The following is a 14,853-nucleotide window of genomic DNA, read 5'->3' as shown; positions in this document are numbered from 1 at the left end:
TGCTGGCTTCCGTGGCAACGGCCTTGATCGCGCATAGCCTCGATGTCATGTGGTTGTGGCAACTGGTACTCGCGGTGGGCTTCGGAATCGGGTCCGCCGTCGTACCGTTCCTGAACGCCGAGGCGTACGTGCTCGGCGTCGGCGTCACCCACACCCTGAATCCGGTGGTCGCCGCGGTCGGCGTCGCGGTCGGGCAGACCATCGGCAAGGTCGCGATGTTCCTCGCCGTCCGGTACCGGCCGGGCTACGCGGCCCGCAAGACCAAGGAACCCAGGGCGGTCGACCTCGACACCCGCTGGGGCCGCTTCGTCCAGCGCAACCGCGACCTCAGCAAGCGCCTCCTGGACGCGATGAGCGACAGCCGCTGGGGCATGCCGGTCACGCTGCTCAGCGCGTTCGTCGGCATCCCGCCGCTCTACGGCGTGGCGCTGATCGGCGGCGCCTCCCGGATGCGGACCGCCGTCTTCACCGTGGCGGTGCTGCTCGGCCGCGGCGCCCGCTTCGTCCTGCTCGCGCTCGGCGTGAGCCTTTTCTAGCCCTCGAACTGCCGGCCGGTCAGCTGCTCGTAGGCGGCGATGTACGACGAGCGCGTGCGCTCGACGACCTCGTCGGTCAGCGGCGGCGGCGCCTCACCGGACGTGCGGTCCCAGCCCGACTCGAACTGCAGCCAGTCCCGCACGATCTGCTTGTCGTACGACGGCTGCTGCTTGCCCGGGGCCCACTGGTCGGCCGGCCAGAACCGGCTCGAGTCCGGCGTCAGCACCTCGTCGGCCAGCACGAGCGTCCCGTCCGCGCGGGCGCCGAACTCGAACTTGGTGTCGGCGAGGATGATCCCGCGCTCCTCGGCCATCGCCCGCGCCGTCGTGTAGATCTCGAGCGTGGTGTCGCGCAGCACGGCCGCGGTGTCGGCGCCGACGGTCGCGACCACGGCGTCGTACGACACGTTCTCGTCGTGCTCGCCGAGCTCGGCCTTGGTGGCCGGCGTGAAGATCGGGGTGTCGAGTCGGGAACCCTCGACCAGGCCCGCCGGCAGCGGGATCCCGCAGACCGCGCCGGTCGCGTTGTAGTCGAGCAGACCGGTGCCGCTCAGGTACCCGCGCGCCACGCACTCGACCGGGTAGATCGCGAGCTTCTCGCAGACCACGGCCCGGCCCGCGACCTCGGCCGGGACATCGGTGGAGATGATGTGGTTCGGCACGTCCAGCTGCTCGAACCACCACAGGCTCATCGCGGTCAGCACCTTCCCCTTGTCGGGGATCACCGACTCCAGGATCCAGTCGAAGGCGCTCATCCGGTCGCTCGCGACCATCAGCAGGTCGCCGGACTCCAACTCGTACAGGTCCCGGACCTTGCCGGAGTGCAGGTGCTTGGCGCCGGGGATCTCAGGGGCCCGCGGGGGTGTGATCACAGCGCCGATTGTTCCATCCGCCTACCTGCGGGCGCGCAGGGCCATCAGTTTCCCGCCCACCGCGAACAGGCCGTCGCGGACCGTGCAGAGGACCGGGTTCCCGGCCTGGGCCAGGCGGCCGACGCTCCGCGACCGCTTCACCAGCTTGGTCGTCGCGGGCCGCCGCTCCGCGTCGTACGCCGTCAGCGCGCGCACCGGATCGTCGGTCCGCATCAGGTGGCGGCCGAGCGCACCGGCGTCCTCGATCGCCGAGCACGCGCCGCGGCCCAGGTTCGGCGTCATCGCGTGGGCGGCGTCCCCGAGCAGCGCCACCCGGCCCCGCGCGAACGGCACCAGTGGCAGCGTCAGGTCGTAGATGTCGTTCTGCAGGATCTTCTCGCTGCCCGCGATCAGCCGCGGGATCGGGTCGTGCCAGCTCCCGAACACCGCCGGCTCGCCCGTCGCGCCGGCCGGCTGGTTCGCGGTCCCGTACCAGTAGAACCGCCCGTCGATCAGCCGCGCGAAGCCGAACAGTTGCCCGCGGCCCCACGTCTCCCCGCCGCCGTCGTCGAGGTCGACGTCCGCGATCCCGCGGTACGCCGTGAAACCGGAGTACCGCGGTCCGGCGTACTGCGGGTACAGGGCGGTCCGGACCGCGCTCCGGATCCCGTCCGCGGCGACCAGCAGATCGGCGCGCAGGTCGTCGTCGACCGTGACCCCGTCCGCGTCCTGCGTGACGCTACGAACGTCGTACCCGGTCCGGACCGTCACCGCCGGGCCGAACTCGGCCGTGATCAGGTCGTGCAGCTGCGCGCGGTGGATCATCACCGGGAGCTCGACGCCGAGGTCCGGCGCGGTGACGACCCAGCGACCGTCCGGCCTGCGCATCCCCGCGGGCTTCGACTGCACCGATGCCTTCGCGACACCCTTCACGCCGAGCTCCTCGAGCACGGCGACCGCCGGCGGCCAGACCGAGATGCCGGCCCCCACCTCGCCGAGCTCCGCGGCGCGCTCCAGCACCGTGACCTGCCAGCCGCACCGTTGCAGCGCGACGGCCGCCGTGACCCCACCGATCCCCGCTCCGACCACGATCGCCGTACTCATGATCCAGACTCTACGCCTGTAGAGTTTGGTTGGGAAGTGCGAGACTGTGCGGCGTGACGAAGGAGCGGTTGCTCGGGGCCGACCGGCAGGAGGCGATCGCGGACGCCGCGATCCACCTGGTCGCGACCCGCGGGCTGCGCGGCCTCACCCATCGCGCGGTCGACGCCGAGGCCGGCCTGCCACCGGGCTCCACGTCGTACTACCTGCGCACGCGCAACGCCCTGCTCACCGCGTGCGTGAACCGGATGCTCACCCGCGACCTGACCGGGATGCCGCCGGCCGGCGCCGATGCGATCGAGCTGATGGTGGCGATGACACTCGGACTCGCGCGGAACCGGCCGGACGACCTGGTGGCCCGGTACGAGTTGTCGCTGGAAGCGAGTCGTCAGCCGGAGCTGCGCGCGGCGATCAACGCGGGCGGGCAGCAGTTGCGGACGATGCTCGGACAGTTGCTGGCCGGACTCGGCATCCCCGATCCGGAGGCCGCGGCGTGGCCGGTCGCCGCGATGATGGACGGCCTGCTGTACGACCGGGTCGCCGGGGCCGGGGGCACGCTCTCACCAGAAGCGTTCGAGGCCGCCGTACGACGCTCTGTCACGGCGCTGATCGCCGGACTCAGAGACGGTCCGTGACCGTGATGAAGGTGAAGTAGCAGACGCCGAGCAGCATGCCGACGTGGCCGAGGACCGACAGGCCGGCGCCGGAACCCCAGGAATCACTCTGCGCATCCTCGGAGTGCTTTCCGCCGCTCGGCAACCAGCGGGCGAGAAGCAACAGTCCGACGACGGTGAGCAGCCACCAGCCGGTCAGGATCACCAGCGCGATCTCCCGCCGACCGGTGACCAGGGCAACGACCCAGCCGAGCAGCGTGATCACACCGACCAGCGTGTGCAGCCGCAGCAGGACCGCCGAGTACCCGTGCCGGCCCGCGCCGTGACCGGTGCCGTCGACAACAGTCCCGCCGAGGCGGACACGCGTGATCAGTACGACGACCGCCCCGAGCGCGGTCAGGAACCAGGTGACGTTCGACCATTCCACGTCCCGATCCTTACCCCACCCGATGCACCGGCGAACCATCCTGCGTGTCGTCTCATGCTTGACGGTTGTCCAGACAACGACGCCCGGCGGGCCGAGTGTCCGCTCGGGGCCCGCCGGGCTGCCTGGTTCGGGAGCGGATCAGCTGGTGCGCGTCTGACCGGGGACCTGCTGCGTCCCGGTGCCTTGCCCCTGCTGCGTTCCCTGCCCCTGCTGAGTTCCCTGGCCTTGCTGGGTGCCCTGGCCTTGCTGGGTGCCCTGGCCTTGACCTTGGCCCGGGAGTGTGCCTTGGCCGAACCCGTTGCCCTGGCCCGTTCCCTGGCCGTTGCCCTGTGGGAAGCCGCCGCGGAAACCGCCGCCGGGACCGCCGAACTGACCTTGCTGGTTGCTCGTGCCGTCCCACGAGTGCCCGACCGCCATACCGCCGAGGAAGGCCAGCACGGCCAGGATGGAACCGGCGCCCGCCAGCATCAGGTTGCTCGGCCGTCCGCCCTTGGTCCCTTCGGGCTTCACCGCTTCGGGCGGCGGCGCCGGGGAGTACTGCGCGGGCGGCTGCTGAGCCCCAGGCTGCTGGGGCGGCGCGGCCAGGTTGTTCTGAGCGGCCTGCGCCGCCTGGAACTGGGCTTCTGTGGACTGACTCATTTTCTCAGGCTCCTGTTCCGGTGGAGAGGTCGTAGACGGTGGTGTTACCGACGGTCTGGGACTCGAAGTTCTCGCTGACCCAGGTGGCGATCTCGCTGGAGGTGCCGTTGCGGCCGCCCATCATCCCGCCGCCGCCACTCCCGACGAAGTAGTGGATCTTGCCCTGGGCAACCAATTCCTGGAATTCCTCGAGCGACGGCGCCGGGTCGGTCCCGTTGAACCCGCCGATCGCCATGATCGGCTCGCCGGACGCGATCTGCAGCGGCGCGGCCCCGTTCGCGGTCACCGCCGCGGCGGCCCAGGTGTACCCCTTCGCACCGTTCTGTAGCAGCGTCACCAGCTCACTCGAGACCCCGCTGGTCCCGCCACCACCGAGGAACCCGCCGACACCGCCAGGTCCACCCTGCTGCTGCGTCGTACCGGTGCCGGTTCCAGTCCCCGTGCCGGGCTGCTGTGTCGTACCGGTGCCATTCTGCCCGGGCGGCGTGCCCATCCGGCCACCGAACCCGCCACGTCCGCCGCCCATTCCGCCCATCCCGCCGGCGCCCGCCGGCCCGGCGGAGGGCAGCGCACCGGCGTGCGCCGCACTGATCGTCTCGACCGAGTACGCCGTCGGCCCGGCCAGCGCGCTCACCGCGAGCAGCGTGGCGGCGAACAGCCCAGCCCGCCGTGCCGCCGTACGGTGCAGCTTCAGCTCCGGCAGCAGCATCAGCAAGCCGGCAGCGATCACACCGGTGATCAGGACCACCCAGCGCAGCCACGGCTGCCACGACGGCGTCTGGTTCAGCAGTGCGAAGCTCCACCCGGCCGTGAGCAGGATTCCACCGGCCAACGTTGTCCGCGGCAACCACTCCGAACGCCGCCGCCACAGCACCGCCATCGCCGCACCGACCACCGCGCCGATCGCCGGCGCCAGCGCGATCATGTAGTAGCTGTGGATGATGCCCTGCATGTAGCTGAACACCAGCCCGGTGACGACCAGCCAACCGCCCCACAGCAGCGCGAACGCGCGCTTCCGGTCGGTTCGCGGCGCCTTGCCCGCGGCAACGACCAGGACGACGGTCGCGATCAGCGCCGCCGGCAGCAGCCAGGCGATCTGGGAGGCGAACTCACCGCCGAACAACCGCTGGACGCCGGCCGCGCCGCCCCAGCCGGCGTTCCCTGTACCGCCGCCGACCGAGCCTGTCTCGTTGCCGTTCAGCCGGCCGAGCCCGTTGTAGCCGAGCGTCAGCTCGAGAATGCTGTTGGTCGAGGACCCGCCGATGTACGGCCGCGCCGAGGCGGGCAGCAGCTCGACGATCGCGACCCACCAGCCGGCGCTGACGATCAGCGACACCGTCGCCAGCACGAGGTGCACCAGCCGCTTCCCGAGCGCCGGCTTCCCGGCCACCAGGTACGCGATCCCGAACGCCGGCAGGATCAGGAACGCCTGCAGCATCTTCGTCAGGAAGCCGAACCCGACCAGCGCGCCGGCCAGCATCATCCACCGCGCCGCGTGCTTGGTCGAGTCGATGGCCCGCGTCACGGCCCACGCGCCGGCGCACAGCAGCAGGATCAGCAGCGCGTCCGGGTTGTTGAAGCGGAACATCAGCACGGCGACCGGTGTCAGCGCGAGGATCGCTCCGGCCAGCAGCCCGGCGTTCGCGGAGAACCAGCGCCGCACGGAGACGTACACGAAGCCGACGCTGGCGACGCCCATCAGCGCCTCGGGCACCAGCATGCTCCAGGTGCTGAACCCGAAGATCCGCCCCGAGAGGCCCATCACCCACAGCGAGGCGGGCGTCTTGTCGACGGTGATGAAGCTCGACGCGTCGAACGACCCGAAGAACCAGGCCTTCCAGCTCGTCGACCCGGCCTGCACGGCGGCGGCGTAGTACTCGTTGGCGTACCCGTTGCGGGACAGGCCCCACAGGTACGCGATCGCGGTCAGCGCGAGCAGGCCGCCGTACAGCACCTTGTCCTTGCCCAGCGTGTACTGCGTGCTGATCGTGCGAGGTCTGGTCGCCTCGACAGGATCGGACAGCGTGGTCATGTCAGTTGCTCCGGGTGTTCTCGAGAACCGGCGGTTCGAAGGTGTGCAAGGTAGGCGCGTCGTCGTCGAACACCCACGTCTGGAAGAGGCTGAACCGGACCACGGTGGCGGCCAGGTTCGCGATCGTCAGGACGGTGATCTCCACCGCCTGGTGCGGCGCCGAGACCGCGGTGTGCAGCAGCCAGAGCGACGCCGCGGTCAGGCTCCAGCCGATCCCGAAGGTGACCAGGCCGCGCAGCTGGTGCCGCCAGCGGCCTTCCACCCCGCGGACCCCGAACGTGATCCGCCGGTTCAGCGTGGTGTTGCCGACCGCGGTGATCAGCAGCGCCAGCAGGTTCGCGACCTGGGCCGGCATCCCCTGGCGCAGCACGAGGTAGAGCAGCGCGTACGCCGCCGTGCTGACCACACCCACCGCGCAGAACCGCAGCACCCGCGCGGCCATCGCCGTCCGCGGATCGAGGATCCGGGGCCGTCCGTACTTCTGCCGGATCGGCTCCAGGTCGACGCGGCCGCGCATCAGTCTGGCGATCCCCCGCAGATCCTCGCCGACCGTCTTCGCGATCGCGACCCGGGAGTCCAGGTCGTCCACCCAGTCCACCGGCACTTCGTGGATCCGCAGGCCGGCCTTCTCGGCCAGGACGAGCAGCTCGGTGTCGAAGAACCAGCTGGTGTCCTCCACCAGCGGCAGCAGCTCCTGCGCCACGTCGGCCCGGATCGCCTTGAACCCGCACTGCGCGTCCGAAAAGTGTGCGCTCAACGTTGCCCGTAGCAACAGGTTGTACGAGCGCGAGATGAACTCCCGCTTCGGCCGCCGGACCACCCGGGAGCTCTTCGCCAACCGGGTGCCGATGGCAACGTCACTGTGTCCGGCGAGCAGCGGCGCGACCAGCGGCAGCAGGGCGTTGAGGTTGGTGGACAGGTCGACGTCCATGTACGCGAGCACCTCGGCGCCGCTCGCGGACCAGACCTGTTTCAGCGCGCGGCCGCGCCCGGACTGCTCGAGCCGGACCACCCGGACCCCGGGCAGTTCGGCGGCGAGCAACGCGCCGATCTCATAGGTCGCGTCCGTACTTCCGTTGTCCGCGATGCAGACCTCGGCCGGAAACGGGAAAGCGGTGTCGAGGAACTCCCGCAACCGTCTGATGTTCGGTCCGAGGTCGTTCTCCTCGTTCTTGACGGGTACGACGATCTCGACCCGAGGATGACCTGGAATCTGCATGCCACCGATGCTGTCCGGCCAAGCTGAGTCAGCCCCTGTGGGTGGCTGGCAGTTTCCTGGGAGTTACCGGGTGCGACGCAACCAGAGCAGTCCGAGTACGGGGAGCAGCAGCGGGACGAAGCCGTAGCCCTGGCCGAAGTGGGACCAGACGGTCGCGTCCGGGAAGTCGTCCGGTACGGCGTAGCTGAACGCGCCGATCGCGAGCACCCCGGCCAGCTCGATCGCGATCGCGGCCGTGGCGACCTTGCGGGACACCGCCGTGGCTCTGGCCAGCGCGAACGTCGCGGCGCAATAGATGACCGCGGCAACGGCCGACAGCAGGTACGCGATCGGCGCCTCGTCGAACTTGGTCGCGATCTGGACGCCGGCGCGCGCCGTCGCGGCCAGCGCGAACACGCCGTACACCGCGATCAGGATCCTGCCCGGCCCGTGCTTGGTGGCCGCCGGATCCGTCATCTCAGACCGCCCACAGGTCGTGCAGCCGCAGCTCGAGGATCGGGATCACCAGACAGGCGATCGCCAGCGCACCCGCGCCCCACCGGCTGCTCTCGGCCAGCGCCCAGAACGCGCCGATCGGCAGGATGAGCAGCGACCCGATCAGGTACCCGACGAAGAACGGCCCCGACACGTCCCGGTCGGTGCCGCTCAGCTGCACGATCCCCACGACCAGCTGCGCGACCAGCAGGACCTCGACCACACCGAGCACACCCAGCACGGGCCAGTCGATCCGCTTGTTCCGCGCGGCCAGGACGACGGCGTACACCGCAGCGGCCAGCGACAACCCGACGAGAACCCAGGTGAGCGGTGCGAACACGGGTTAGAGGATGTCACCCGGCGTGTAGGCGGCTGCCTCCGGGTAGCGCTTGGCGAGTTCGTCGATCCTGGCGACGACCGCGCCGACCTGCGCGACGGCCGCGCCGGTGAACGACAGCGGCTCGCCGACGATGCCGACGATCTGCTCCTCGGTCAGGCCGAGACGGCCGTCGGCGCCGAGGCGGTGGAACAGGTCGTTCGCGGCCAGGCCCTTGCGCAGGTCGAGGGCGGTGGCGACCGCGTGCTCCTTGATCACCTCGTGGGCGGTCTCCCGGCCGACGCCGTTCTTCACCGCGGCCATCAGCACCTTGGTCGTGGTCAGGAACGGCAGGTACCGCTCGAGCTCGCGGCTGATGACGGCCGGGTACACCCCGAACTCGTCCAGCACGGTCAGGAACGTCTCGAACAGCCCGTCCAGCGCGAAGAACGCGTCCGGCAGCGCGACCCGCCGGACGACGGAGCAGAAGACGTCGCCCTCGTTCCACTGGTTGCCGGCCAGCTCACCGGCCATCGACGCGTACCCGCGCAGGATGACGGCGAGACCGTTCACCCGCTCGCAGGACCGGGTGTTCATCTTGTGCGGCATCGCCGAGGAGCCGACCTGGCCCTCCTTGAAGCCTTCGGTGACCAGCTCGTGCCCGGCCATCAGCCGGATCGTGGTCGCCAGACTCGACGGCCCCGCGGCCAGCTGCACCAGCGCGGACACGACCTCGTAGTCGAGCGACCGCGGGTACACCTGGCCGACGCTCGTCAGTGTGTGGCTGAACCCGAGGTGCTGGGCGATGTCCTGCTCCAGCTGCTCCAGCTTGGCCGGGTCACCGCCGAACAGGTCCAGCATGTCCTGCGACGTACCCACCGGGCCCTTGACGCCGCGCAGCGGATACCGCTCGATCAGTTCCTCGAGGCGGGCGATCGCGACCAGCAGCTCGTCGGCGGCAGAGGCGAACCGCTTGCCCAGCGTCGTCGCCTGCGCGGCCACGTTGTGCGAGCGCCCGGTCAGCACCAGCGCCGCGTGGTCGGCGGCGAGCTGGCCGAGCCGGACGGCGGTCGCCACCGCGCGGTCCCGGACGAGCTCCAGGCCGGCGCGGATCTGGAGCTGCTCCACGTTCTCGGTCAGGTCACGACTCGTCATCCCCTTGTGGATGTGTTCGTGCCCGGCGAGCGCGCTGAACTCCTCGATCCGCGCCTTCACGTCGTGCCGCGTGACCCGCTCGCGGTCCGCGATCGACGCCAGGTCGACCTGGTCGATCACCCGCTCGTAGTCCTCGACGACCCCGTCCGGCACCGTCACCCCGAGCCGGCTCTGGGCCTTCAGGACGGCGACCCAGAGCTTCCGCTCGAGCACGATCTTGTGCTCCGGCGACCACAGCTCCGCCATCGACAGACTGGCGTAGCGCGCGGCGAGAACGTTCGGGATCCGGGGTTTGGTCACGAACCCCATTCTCCCAGATTGCTGCTAGTTGACCGTCACCAGACCACAGAGCAGCGCACCGGACAGGGTGCACACCCGGTACGACCCCGCGGGCAGGCCCTTCGGCATGGCCAGCGTGTACGGGCCGGAGCCGCTGTAGGACGGGATGCTGATGCCGACCTCGCCGCCCATCCGGATCGCGTACGGCGTGGTGGCGTCGCCGGGGATCTTCGCGACCAGCGTGTACAGCGCGACGTCCGGCTTGGAGGCCGACGACAGCGAGAACGTCGCGGCGCGGACCTGCTTGTCCGGGAAGGTGGCGACGAACTGGCCGCCGGCCACCGCGACCGCGGACTTCAGCCCGAGCGCGCCCGCCTTCGGCAGCGGCTGCGTGGACGGGATCGCCTCGACCGACGGCGGGACGACGGCGTTCGTGGGCACCGGGCTCTCGGCGACCGGCACGTTGTTCGCCGCCGGACGGAGGGTGGGGACGATCGCGACGGCGCCCACCACCGCCGCCGCGCCGATCACGGTCAGGCCGGCGGTCCGGCGGCGCTTGCGCGTCCGGGCCGTGGTCAGGACGGAGTCGAAGTCTCCGGTGGATTCGGCAGCGCGGCGGTCGGCCAGCGCCTGCAGGTCCTCCTGCAGCTCAGGCATGGTCGTCACTCCTCAACAGCAATGATTCGGACAGGGCGTCCCGGGCGCGGGACAGGCGCGACTTCACCGTGCCTTCCGCGATCCCGAGGGCGTCGGCCACCTGAGCCACGCTCAGGTCACAGACGTAATGGAGGACGACGACCTGCCGGGTCGGCATCGGCAGGCCGGCGAGAGCCTGCTCGAGATCACCCGAATACCGGTCGGCGGGGTCCGGGACGTGCTCGGCCGGCAGCCGGTGGAACAGCTGCGTGAACCGGTTGCCGTCCCGGTGCCGGTTGGCGGCCAGCCGCATCGCGACCAGTCGCACCCAGGCCTCCGGAGCCTCGTACCGCGACACCTTCTCCCAGCGGGGCACGAGCCGGACGAACGCCTCCTGGACGATGTCCTCGGCCTCGGCACGTGACCCGGTCAGCAGCGAGATGACACCCACCAGCCGCGGCTGGTGGGCGCTGTAGAAGTCTCGCAGCCCCTCCGTCTCCATACCCACCTACACCCCCGACCCGGCGATCCGGTTCCCTGAATCGGTGACCCTGTCCAAAGTCACTCTGAGTACATGACCAAGTTGACCACATACGAGGCCGCTTGGCCTCCTCGCCGGCGCTGAGCGGGTAGCGACAGGGCCCGGCGGGTTGGGGTCCATGGGCCCGGCGATCAGGGCCGTTCGGTGCCTGTGCGTGAGGGTGGGTTCGGGCGAACACTCGGAGTGAAGAACAACCACACTCCGCGGCCCGAAGACCGCGGCCCGAAAGGAATCCGCCATGCGCCGCAAGACATTCGACGCGCTGCTCACCTCCGCCGGACTCGTCCTCGCGATCGTCCTGGTCGCCGCCGGCGGTCTGTTGCTGTGGGCCCACGCCTTCGTCGACAACCAGGTCCACGACCAGCTGGCCGCCCAGCAGATCTACTTCCCGAAGGCCGGCAGCGAGTCGCTCGAGGACCCGGCGGTCAAGCCGTACCTGTCCAAGTACGCCGGCCAGCAGCTGGTGAACGGCGCGCAGGCCGAGGCCTACGCGAACCACTACATCAAGGTGCACATCGACGAGATGGCCGGCGGCAAGACCTACGCGCAGCTGTCCGAGGCGTCGCGGGCGAACCCCGACGACACCAAGCTCGCGGGCCAGGTGCAGACCGCCTTCCGCGGCGAGACCCTGCGCGGCCTGCTGCTGAACGCCTACGCGTTCTGGAAGATGGGCCAGATCGCTCTCATCGCCGGGATCGCCGCCTTCGCGGCCGCCGGGGTGCTGCTGATCCTGTCGATCCTCGGGTACGCGCACCTGCGCACCGTGCCCGCCGGTGCGGAGGTCATGCCCAAGCTGACCGGGCCTACTCCGCACACCGCCTGACCCAGGACAGACAGAGCCGCCGACCGCGCCTGGGCCGGCGGCTCTGTCGCGTCCGGAGCTCAGACGGTGATGTCGCCGCGCTCGGCCTTGAGCGCGATGTCGGTGCGGTGCTGGGAGCCCTTGATGCGGATCTGGCCGACGGCCGCGTACGCGCGCTGCCGGGCCTCGGCGAGATCCTTGCCGACGGCGCTCACCGCGAGCACGCGCCCGCCGGCCGTCACCAGCTCGTCGTCCTCGAGCGCCGTACCCGCGTGGAAGACGCGGACGGTGTCGCTCTCCGCCTGCTCGATCCCGGTGATCACGTCGCCGCTGCGCGGGCTCGCCGGGTACTTCTTCGCGGCGACCACCACCGCGACCGACGACGCGTTCCGCCAGCTCAGGTCGCCGTGATCGGCGAGCTTCCCGGTCGCCGCGGCGTACAGCAGGCCGCCGAGCGGGGTCTTCAGCATCGGCAGCAGCGCCTGCGTCTCCGGGTCCCCGAAGCGGCAGTTGAACTCGATCACCCGGACGCCGCGTGACGTCAGCGCGAGGCCGGCGTACACGAGGCCGCTGAACGGCGTACCCCGGTGGCGGAGCTCGTCGACGGTCGGCTGCAGCACCTTCTCGGTGATGTCGGCGACCAGGTCGTCCGGCGCCCACGGCAACGGGGTGTACGCGCCCATGCCGCCGGTGTTCGGGCCCTCGTCGTTGTCACCGAGGCGCTTGAAGTCCTGCGCCGGCTGCATCGGCAGCACGGTCGTGCCGTCGGTGATCGCGAACAGCGACACCTCCGGGCCGTCCAGGAACTCCTCGATCAGCACCTGGTCGCATTCGGCCGCGTGCGCGAGCGCCGCCTCACGGTCCGATGTGACCACCACGCCCTTGCCCGCGGCCAGCCCGTCGTCCTTCACGACGTACGGCGGGCCGAATGCGTCGATCGCCGTCGCCGCCTCCTCGGCTGTCGTGCACACGTACGCCCGGCCGGTCGGCACGCCCGCGGCGGCCATCACGTCCTTGGCGAACGCCTTCGAGCCTTCCAGCTGCGCGGCCTCCCGGGACGGGCCGAAGACCGCGATCCCGGCCTCCCGCAGCGGGTCGGCCAGACCGGCCACCAGCGGAGCCTCCGGACCGACGACCGCGAGGTCGACGTCCAGCTCCCGGGCCAGCGCGACGACCGCGTCGTGGTCGGAGATGTCCACCGGACGGCAAACGATCGTTTGCCCTTCGTACGCCGGACGCAACGCGGCAATGCCAGGGTTTCCCGGGGCCGCCACCACCTGCTCGACCTCCGAGTCCTGGGACAGCGCCCAGGCCAGAGCATGCTCGCGACCACCCGAGCCGATCACCAAGACCTTCACGGGCGCTCAGCCTAGCGTGCCCGCGCCGGAAAGGCCCTTGGTGGTGTAAGACTGCGCTCTTACTGGAGGTAAACGATTGACTACAACAAGCTCAACGGTGGGTGCTCGCCGCCGCCCGACCCCGGCTCCGCCAGGTCCGTCCGCACCAGGACGAGTCGCCCGGGCGTCCCTGCTGTCCTGGCTGATGCTCGTGCCCTGCCTGGTGGTGTTCGGGCTGTTCATCGTCTGGCCGCTCGGCAAGTCCGTGTCGCTGTCGCTGCACGGCTCCGACCTGTTCGGCCGGCCGGACGCGTACGTCGGGTTGCAGCACTACAAGGACATGCTCGGGTCCGCCGAGTTCCGGCACATTCTCTGGGTGACGTTCGCGTTCGTGCTGCTGACCGTCATCCCCGGTGTCCTCGGCGCGCTCGTCGTCGTACTGCTGCTCGAGCAGCACATCAAGGGCATCCGGATCTTCCGGACCGCGTTCGCGCTGCCGTTCGCGTTCTCGGTCGCCAGCGCCTCGGTCATCTTCGCCACCGTCTACAACCCGGCGATCGGCCTCGCCAACGGTCTGCTCGGCCGCTTCGGCATCGACCGGATCGGGTGGCTGACCGACCCGTCGTGGGCGCTGATCAGCGTCTCGATCACGACGGTGTGGATGAGCGTCGGGTACAACGTGCTGGTCCTGTCCGCGGGCATCGGCGCGATCCCCACCGAGATCAACGAGGCCGCCACCCTCGACGGCGCCGGCGGGTTCCGCGCGTCCCGGTACATCACGATCCCGCTGCTCGGCCCGCAACTGTTCTTCCTGGTCGTGATCTCCACGATCCAGTCCCTGCAGGGCTTCGGGCAGATCAAGATCCTGACCCCCGAGGGCGGCCCGGAACAGTCGACGAAGACGCTCGTCTACTCGATCTACCACACCGCGTTCGCGAACAACGCCAGCGACTTCGGCGCCGCGTCCGCACAGGCGATCGTGCTGCTGGTGATCCTGCTCGCCTGCACGGCGATCCAGTTCGGCGTCCTGGAGAGGCGGGTGCACTACAAGTGAGGGTGGGTCGTGTCGTCACCTACGTGGTCCTGATCGGGGCCGCGCTGCTGGTGATCTTCCCCGTGTACTACGTGATCGCCGGGTCGGTGATGGCGCCCGGGCAGATCTCGTCGTACCCGCCGGACCTGTTCCCGCACGGGATCTTCACCGGCAACTACCGGGGCGCGACGTCGTCGGGCACGCCGATCGGGCAGCAGTACGTGAACTCGATCCTGCAGACGTCGATCATCACGCTGTCCCAGCTGATCACCAGCGTGCTCGCGGCGTACGCGTTCGTCTTCATGAAGATGTGGGGCCGCACACTGCTGTTCGGGCTCTTCCTGGCCACGCTGATGGTTCCGTGGGAGTCGATCGTGCTGCCGAACTACCTGACCATCACCGGCTGGTCGATCGGCGGCGAGCGGCTGACCGCGTCGTACGCCGGGACGATGATCGCGCTGGTGCTGCCGTTCCTGGCGAACGCGTTCGGGGTGTTCCTGCTGCGGCAGTCGTTCCTGCAGTTCCCGTCCGAGCTGCGCGACGCGGCCACCATCGACGGCTGCGGGCACTGGCGGTTCCTCCGCCGGATCCTGCTGCCGCTGAACAAGCCGGCGCTGATGGCGGTCGGGCTGTACGTGTTCCTGGCCGCGTGGAACCAGTTCTTCTGGCCGTTGCTGATCGGCGACTCGGCGTCCCGCCGTACCTTGCAGATCGGCATCAGCCAGCTCAACGACGCGGAGGCCGCCGACCCGGGACTCATCCTGGCCGGCGTCACGCTGTCCATCCTGCCCACGCTGGCCATCGTGGTCTTCGGCCAGCGCTTCATCGTCCGCGGGCTGACCGCGGGTGCGATTCGCTGAG

Annotated in this window: 17 protein-coding genes; 5 read left to right on the top strand and 12 right to left on the bottom strand. The window is 70.2% G+C overall.

The window, feature by feature from the left end:
- The first annotated feature begins 47 nt into the window (after positions 1-47).
- Entirely contained in the window at positions 48-536 is a 489-nt protein-coding gene (locus ABZW60_RS36770; protein WP_355484919.1) for a hypothetical protein, read from the top strand.
- Here ABZW60_RS36770 and ABZW60_RS36765 read toward each other — a convergent pair.
- Both ABZW60_RS36765 and ABZW60_RS36760 read right to left on the bottom strand, forming a co-directional pair.
- A complete protein-coding gene (locus tag ABZW60_RS36765; protein WP_355484917.1) occupies positions 533-1,408 on the bottom strand; it encodes a phosphoribosylaminoimidazolesuccinocarboxamide synthase in 876 nt (291 codons plus the stop codon). The two genes, ABZW60_RS36770 and ABZW60_RS36765, sit on opposite strands and share 4 nt — an antisense overlap.
- A 21-nt stretch (positions 1,409-1,429) precedes the next feature.
- Positions 1,430-2,491, bottom strand: a complete 1,062-nt coding sequence (locus ABZW60_RS36760) for an FAD-dependent monooxygenase (RefSeq protein WP_355484915.1) — start codon at positions 2,489-2,491, stop codon at positions 1,430-1,432.
- Between the two features lie 53 nt (positions 2,492-2,544).
- Between ABZW60_RS36760 and ABZW60_RS36755 the strand changes: the two genes are divergently transcribed.
- Positions 2,545-3,123 carry a TetR family transcriptional regulator C-terminal domain-containing protein gene (locus ABZW60_RS36755; RefSeq protein WP_355484913.1) on the top strand — a complete coding sequence of 193 codons (579 nt, stop codon included), beginning with the start codon at positions 2,545-2,547 and terminating at the stop codon, positions 3,121-3,123.
- On the opposite strand, the gene ABZW60_RS36750 is transcribed toward ABZW60_RS36755, so the two are convergent.
- From ABZW60_RS36750 to ABZW60_RS36710, 9 genes are all read right to left on the bottom strand, one after another.
- Positions 3,107-3,529 carry a hypothetical protein gene (locus tag ABZW60_RS36750; RefSeq protein WP_355484911.1) on the bottom strand — a complete coding sequence of 141 codons (423 nt, stop codon included), beginning with the start codon at positions 3,527-3,529 and terminating at the stop codon, positions 3,107-3,109. The two genes, ABZW60_RS36755 and ABZW60_RS36750, sit on opposite strands and share 17 nt — an antisense overlap.
- Before the next feature lie 138 nt (positions 3,530-3,667).
- Positions 3,668-4,168 (bottom strand): hypothetical protein, encoded by a 501-nt coding sequence (locus ABZW60_RS36745; RefSeq protein WP_355484909.1) that lies wholly within the window; start codon positions 4,166-4,168, stop codon positions 3,668-3,670.
- 4 nt (positions 4,169-4,172) lie between these two features.
- On the bottom strand, positions 4,173-6,200 hold the full coding sequence (locus ABZW60_RS36740) for a glycosyltransferase family 39 protein (protein ID WP_355484907.1): 2,028 nt from the start codon (positions 6,198-6,200) through the stop codon (positions 4,173-4,175).
- A gap of 1 nt (position 6,201) precedes the next feature.
- The gene (locus ABZW60_RS36735) at positions 6,202-7,419 is read right to left on the bottom strand and encodes a bifunctional glycosyltransferase family 2/GtrA family protein (RefSeq protein ID WP_355484905.1); all 1,218 of its coding nucleotides are present in this window, start codon (positions 7,417-7,419) and stop codon (positions 6,202-6,204) included.
- A gap of 63 nt (positions 7,420-7,482) precedes the next feature.
- Positions 7,483-7,875: a hypothetical protein gene (locus tag ABZW60_RS36730; protein WP_355484903.1), complete on the bottom strand. Its 393-nt coding sequence runs from the start codon at positions 7,873-7,875 to the stop codon at positions 7,483-7,485.
- 1 nt (position 7,876) lies between these two features.
- Positions 7,877-8,233 (bottom strand): hypothetical protein, encoded by a 357-nt coding sequence (locus tag ABZW60_RS36725; protein WP_355484901.1) that lies wholly within the window; start codon positions 8,231-8,233, stop codon positions 7,877-7,879.
- 3 nt (positions 8,234-8,236) lie between these two features.
- Positions 8,237-9,673 (bottom strand): adenylosuccinate lyase, encoded by a 1,437-nt coding sequence (gene purB / locus ABZW60_RS36720; protein ID WP_355484900.1) that lies wholly within the window; start codon positions 9,671-9,673, stop codon positions 8,237-8,239.
- A 15-nt stretch (positions 9,674-9,688) separates the two neighbouring features.
- Positions 9,689-10,300 carry a hypothetical protein gene (locus ABZW60_RS36715; protein ID WP_355484898.1) on the bottom strand — a complete coding sequence of 204 codons (612 nt, stop codon included), beginning with the start codon at positions 10,298-10,300 and terminating at the stop codon, positions 9,689-9,691.
- A complete protein-coding gene (locus ABZW60_RS36710; protein WP_355484896.1) occupies positions 10,293-10,781 on the bottom strand; it encodes a SigE family RNA polymerase sigma factor in 489 nt (162 codons plus the stop codon). The genes ABZW60_RS36715 and ABZW60_RS36710 overlap by 8 nt, the downstream gene beginning before the upstream one ends.
- Before the next feature lie 277 nt (positions 10,782-11,058).
- Between ABZW60_RS36710 and ABZW60_RS36705 the strand changes: the two genes are divergently transcribed.
- Positions 11,059-11,643, top strand: coding sequence for a hypothetical protein (locus tag ABZW60_RS36705; RefSeq protein WP_355484894.1), 585 nt, complete (start codon positions 11,059-11,061; stop codon positions 11,641-11,643).
- A 59-nt stretch (positions 11,644-11,702) separates the two neighbouring features.
- On the opposite strand, the gene purD is transcribed toward ABZW60_RS36705, so the two are convergent.
- On the bottom strand, positions 11,703-12,980 hold the full coding sequence (purD, locus tag ABZW60_RS36700) for a phosphoribosylamine--glycine ligase (protein WP_355484892.1): 1,278 nt from the start codon (positions 12,978-12,980) through the stop codon (positions 11,703-11,705).
- Between the two features lie 97 nt (positions 12,981-13,077).
- On the opposite strand from purD, the gene ABZW60_RS36695 reads away from it, so the two are divergent.
- Together ABZW60_RS36695 and ABZW60_RS36690 are read left to right on the top strand one after the other, a co-directional pair.
- The gene (locus ABZW60_RS36695; RefSeq protein WP_355484890.1) at positions 13,078-14,013 is read left to right on the top strand and encodes a sugar ABC transporter permease; all 936 of its coding nucleotides are present in this window, start codon (positions 13,078-13,080) and stop codon (positions 14,011-14,013) included.
- Complete coding sequence (locus tag ABZW60_RS36690) at positions 14,010-14,852, top strand: carbohydrate ABC transporter permease (protein WP_355484888.1); 843 nt, start codon at positions 14,010-14,012, stop codon at positions 14,850-14,852. The genes ABZW60_RS36695 and ABZW60_RS36690 overlap by 4 nt, the downstream gene beginning before the upstream one ends.
- Position 14,853: the final 1 nt, after the last annotated feature.

Source organism: Kribbella sp. NPDC003557, assembly GCF_040610805.1.
Taxonomy (GTDB): domain Bacteria; phylum Actinomycetota; class Actinomycetes; order Propionibacteriales; family Kribbellaceae; genus Kribbella.
This window is presented reverse-complemented; position numbering and strand designations above follow the sequence as displayed.

Bases quoted from the DNA above. Each gene is read 5' to 3' on its own strand.
- ABZW60_RS36770 (WP_355484919.1), top strand. From the start codon at position 48: ATGTGGTTGTGGCAACTGGTACTCGCGGTGGGCTTCGGAATCGGGTCC.
- ABZW60_RS36760 (WP_355484915.1), bottom strand. From the start codon at position 2,491: ATGAGTACGGCGATCGTGGTCGGAGCGGGGATCGGTGGGGTCACGGCG.
- ABZW60_RS36745 (WP_355484909.1), bottom strand. From the start codon at position 4,168: ATGAGTCAGTCCACAGAAGCCCAGTTCCAGGCGGCGCAGGCCGCTCAG.
- ABZW60_RS36740 (WP_355484907.1), bottom strand. From the start codon at position 6,200: ATGACCACGCTGTCCGATCCTGTCGAGGCGACCAGACCTCGCACGATC.
- ABZW60_RS36735 (WP_355484905.1), bottom strand. From the start codon at position 7,419: ATGCAGATTCCAGGTCATCCTCGGGTCGAGATCGTCGTACCCGTCAAG.
- ABZW60_RS36730 (WP_355484903.1), bottom strand. From the start codon at position 7,875: ATGACGGATCCGGCGGCCACCAAGCACGGGCCGGGCAGGATCCTGATC.
- purB (WP_355484900.1), bottom strand. From the start codon at position 9,673: ATGGGGTTCGTGACCAAACCCCGGATCCCGAACGTTCTCGCCGCGCGC.
- ABZW60_RS36715 (WP_355484898.1), bottom strand. From the start codon at position 10,300: ATGCCTGAGCTGCAGGAGGACCTGCAGGCGCTGGCCGACCGCCGCGCT.
- ABZW60_RS36710 (WP_355484896.1), bottom strand. From the start codon at position 10,781: ATGGAGACGGAGGGGCTGCGAGACTTCTACAGCGCCCACCAGCCGCGG.
- ABZW60_RS36705 (WP_355484894.1), top strand. From the start codon at position 11,059: ATGCGCCGCAAGACATTCGACGCGCTGCTCACCTCCGCCGGACTCGTC.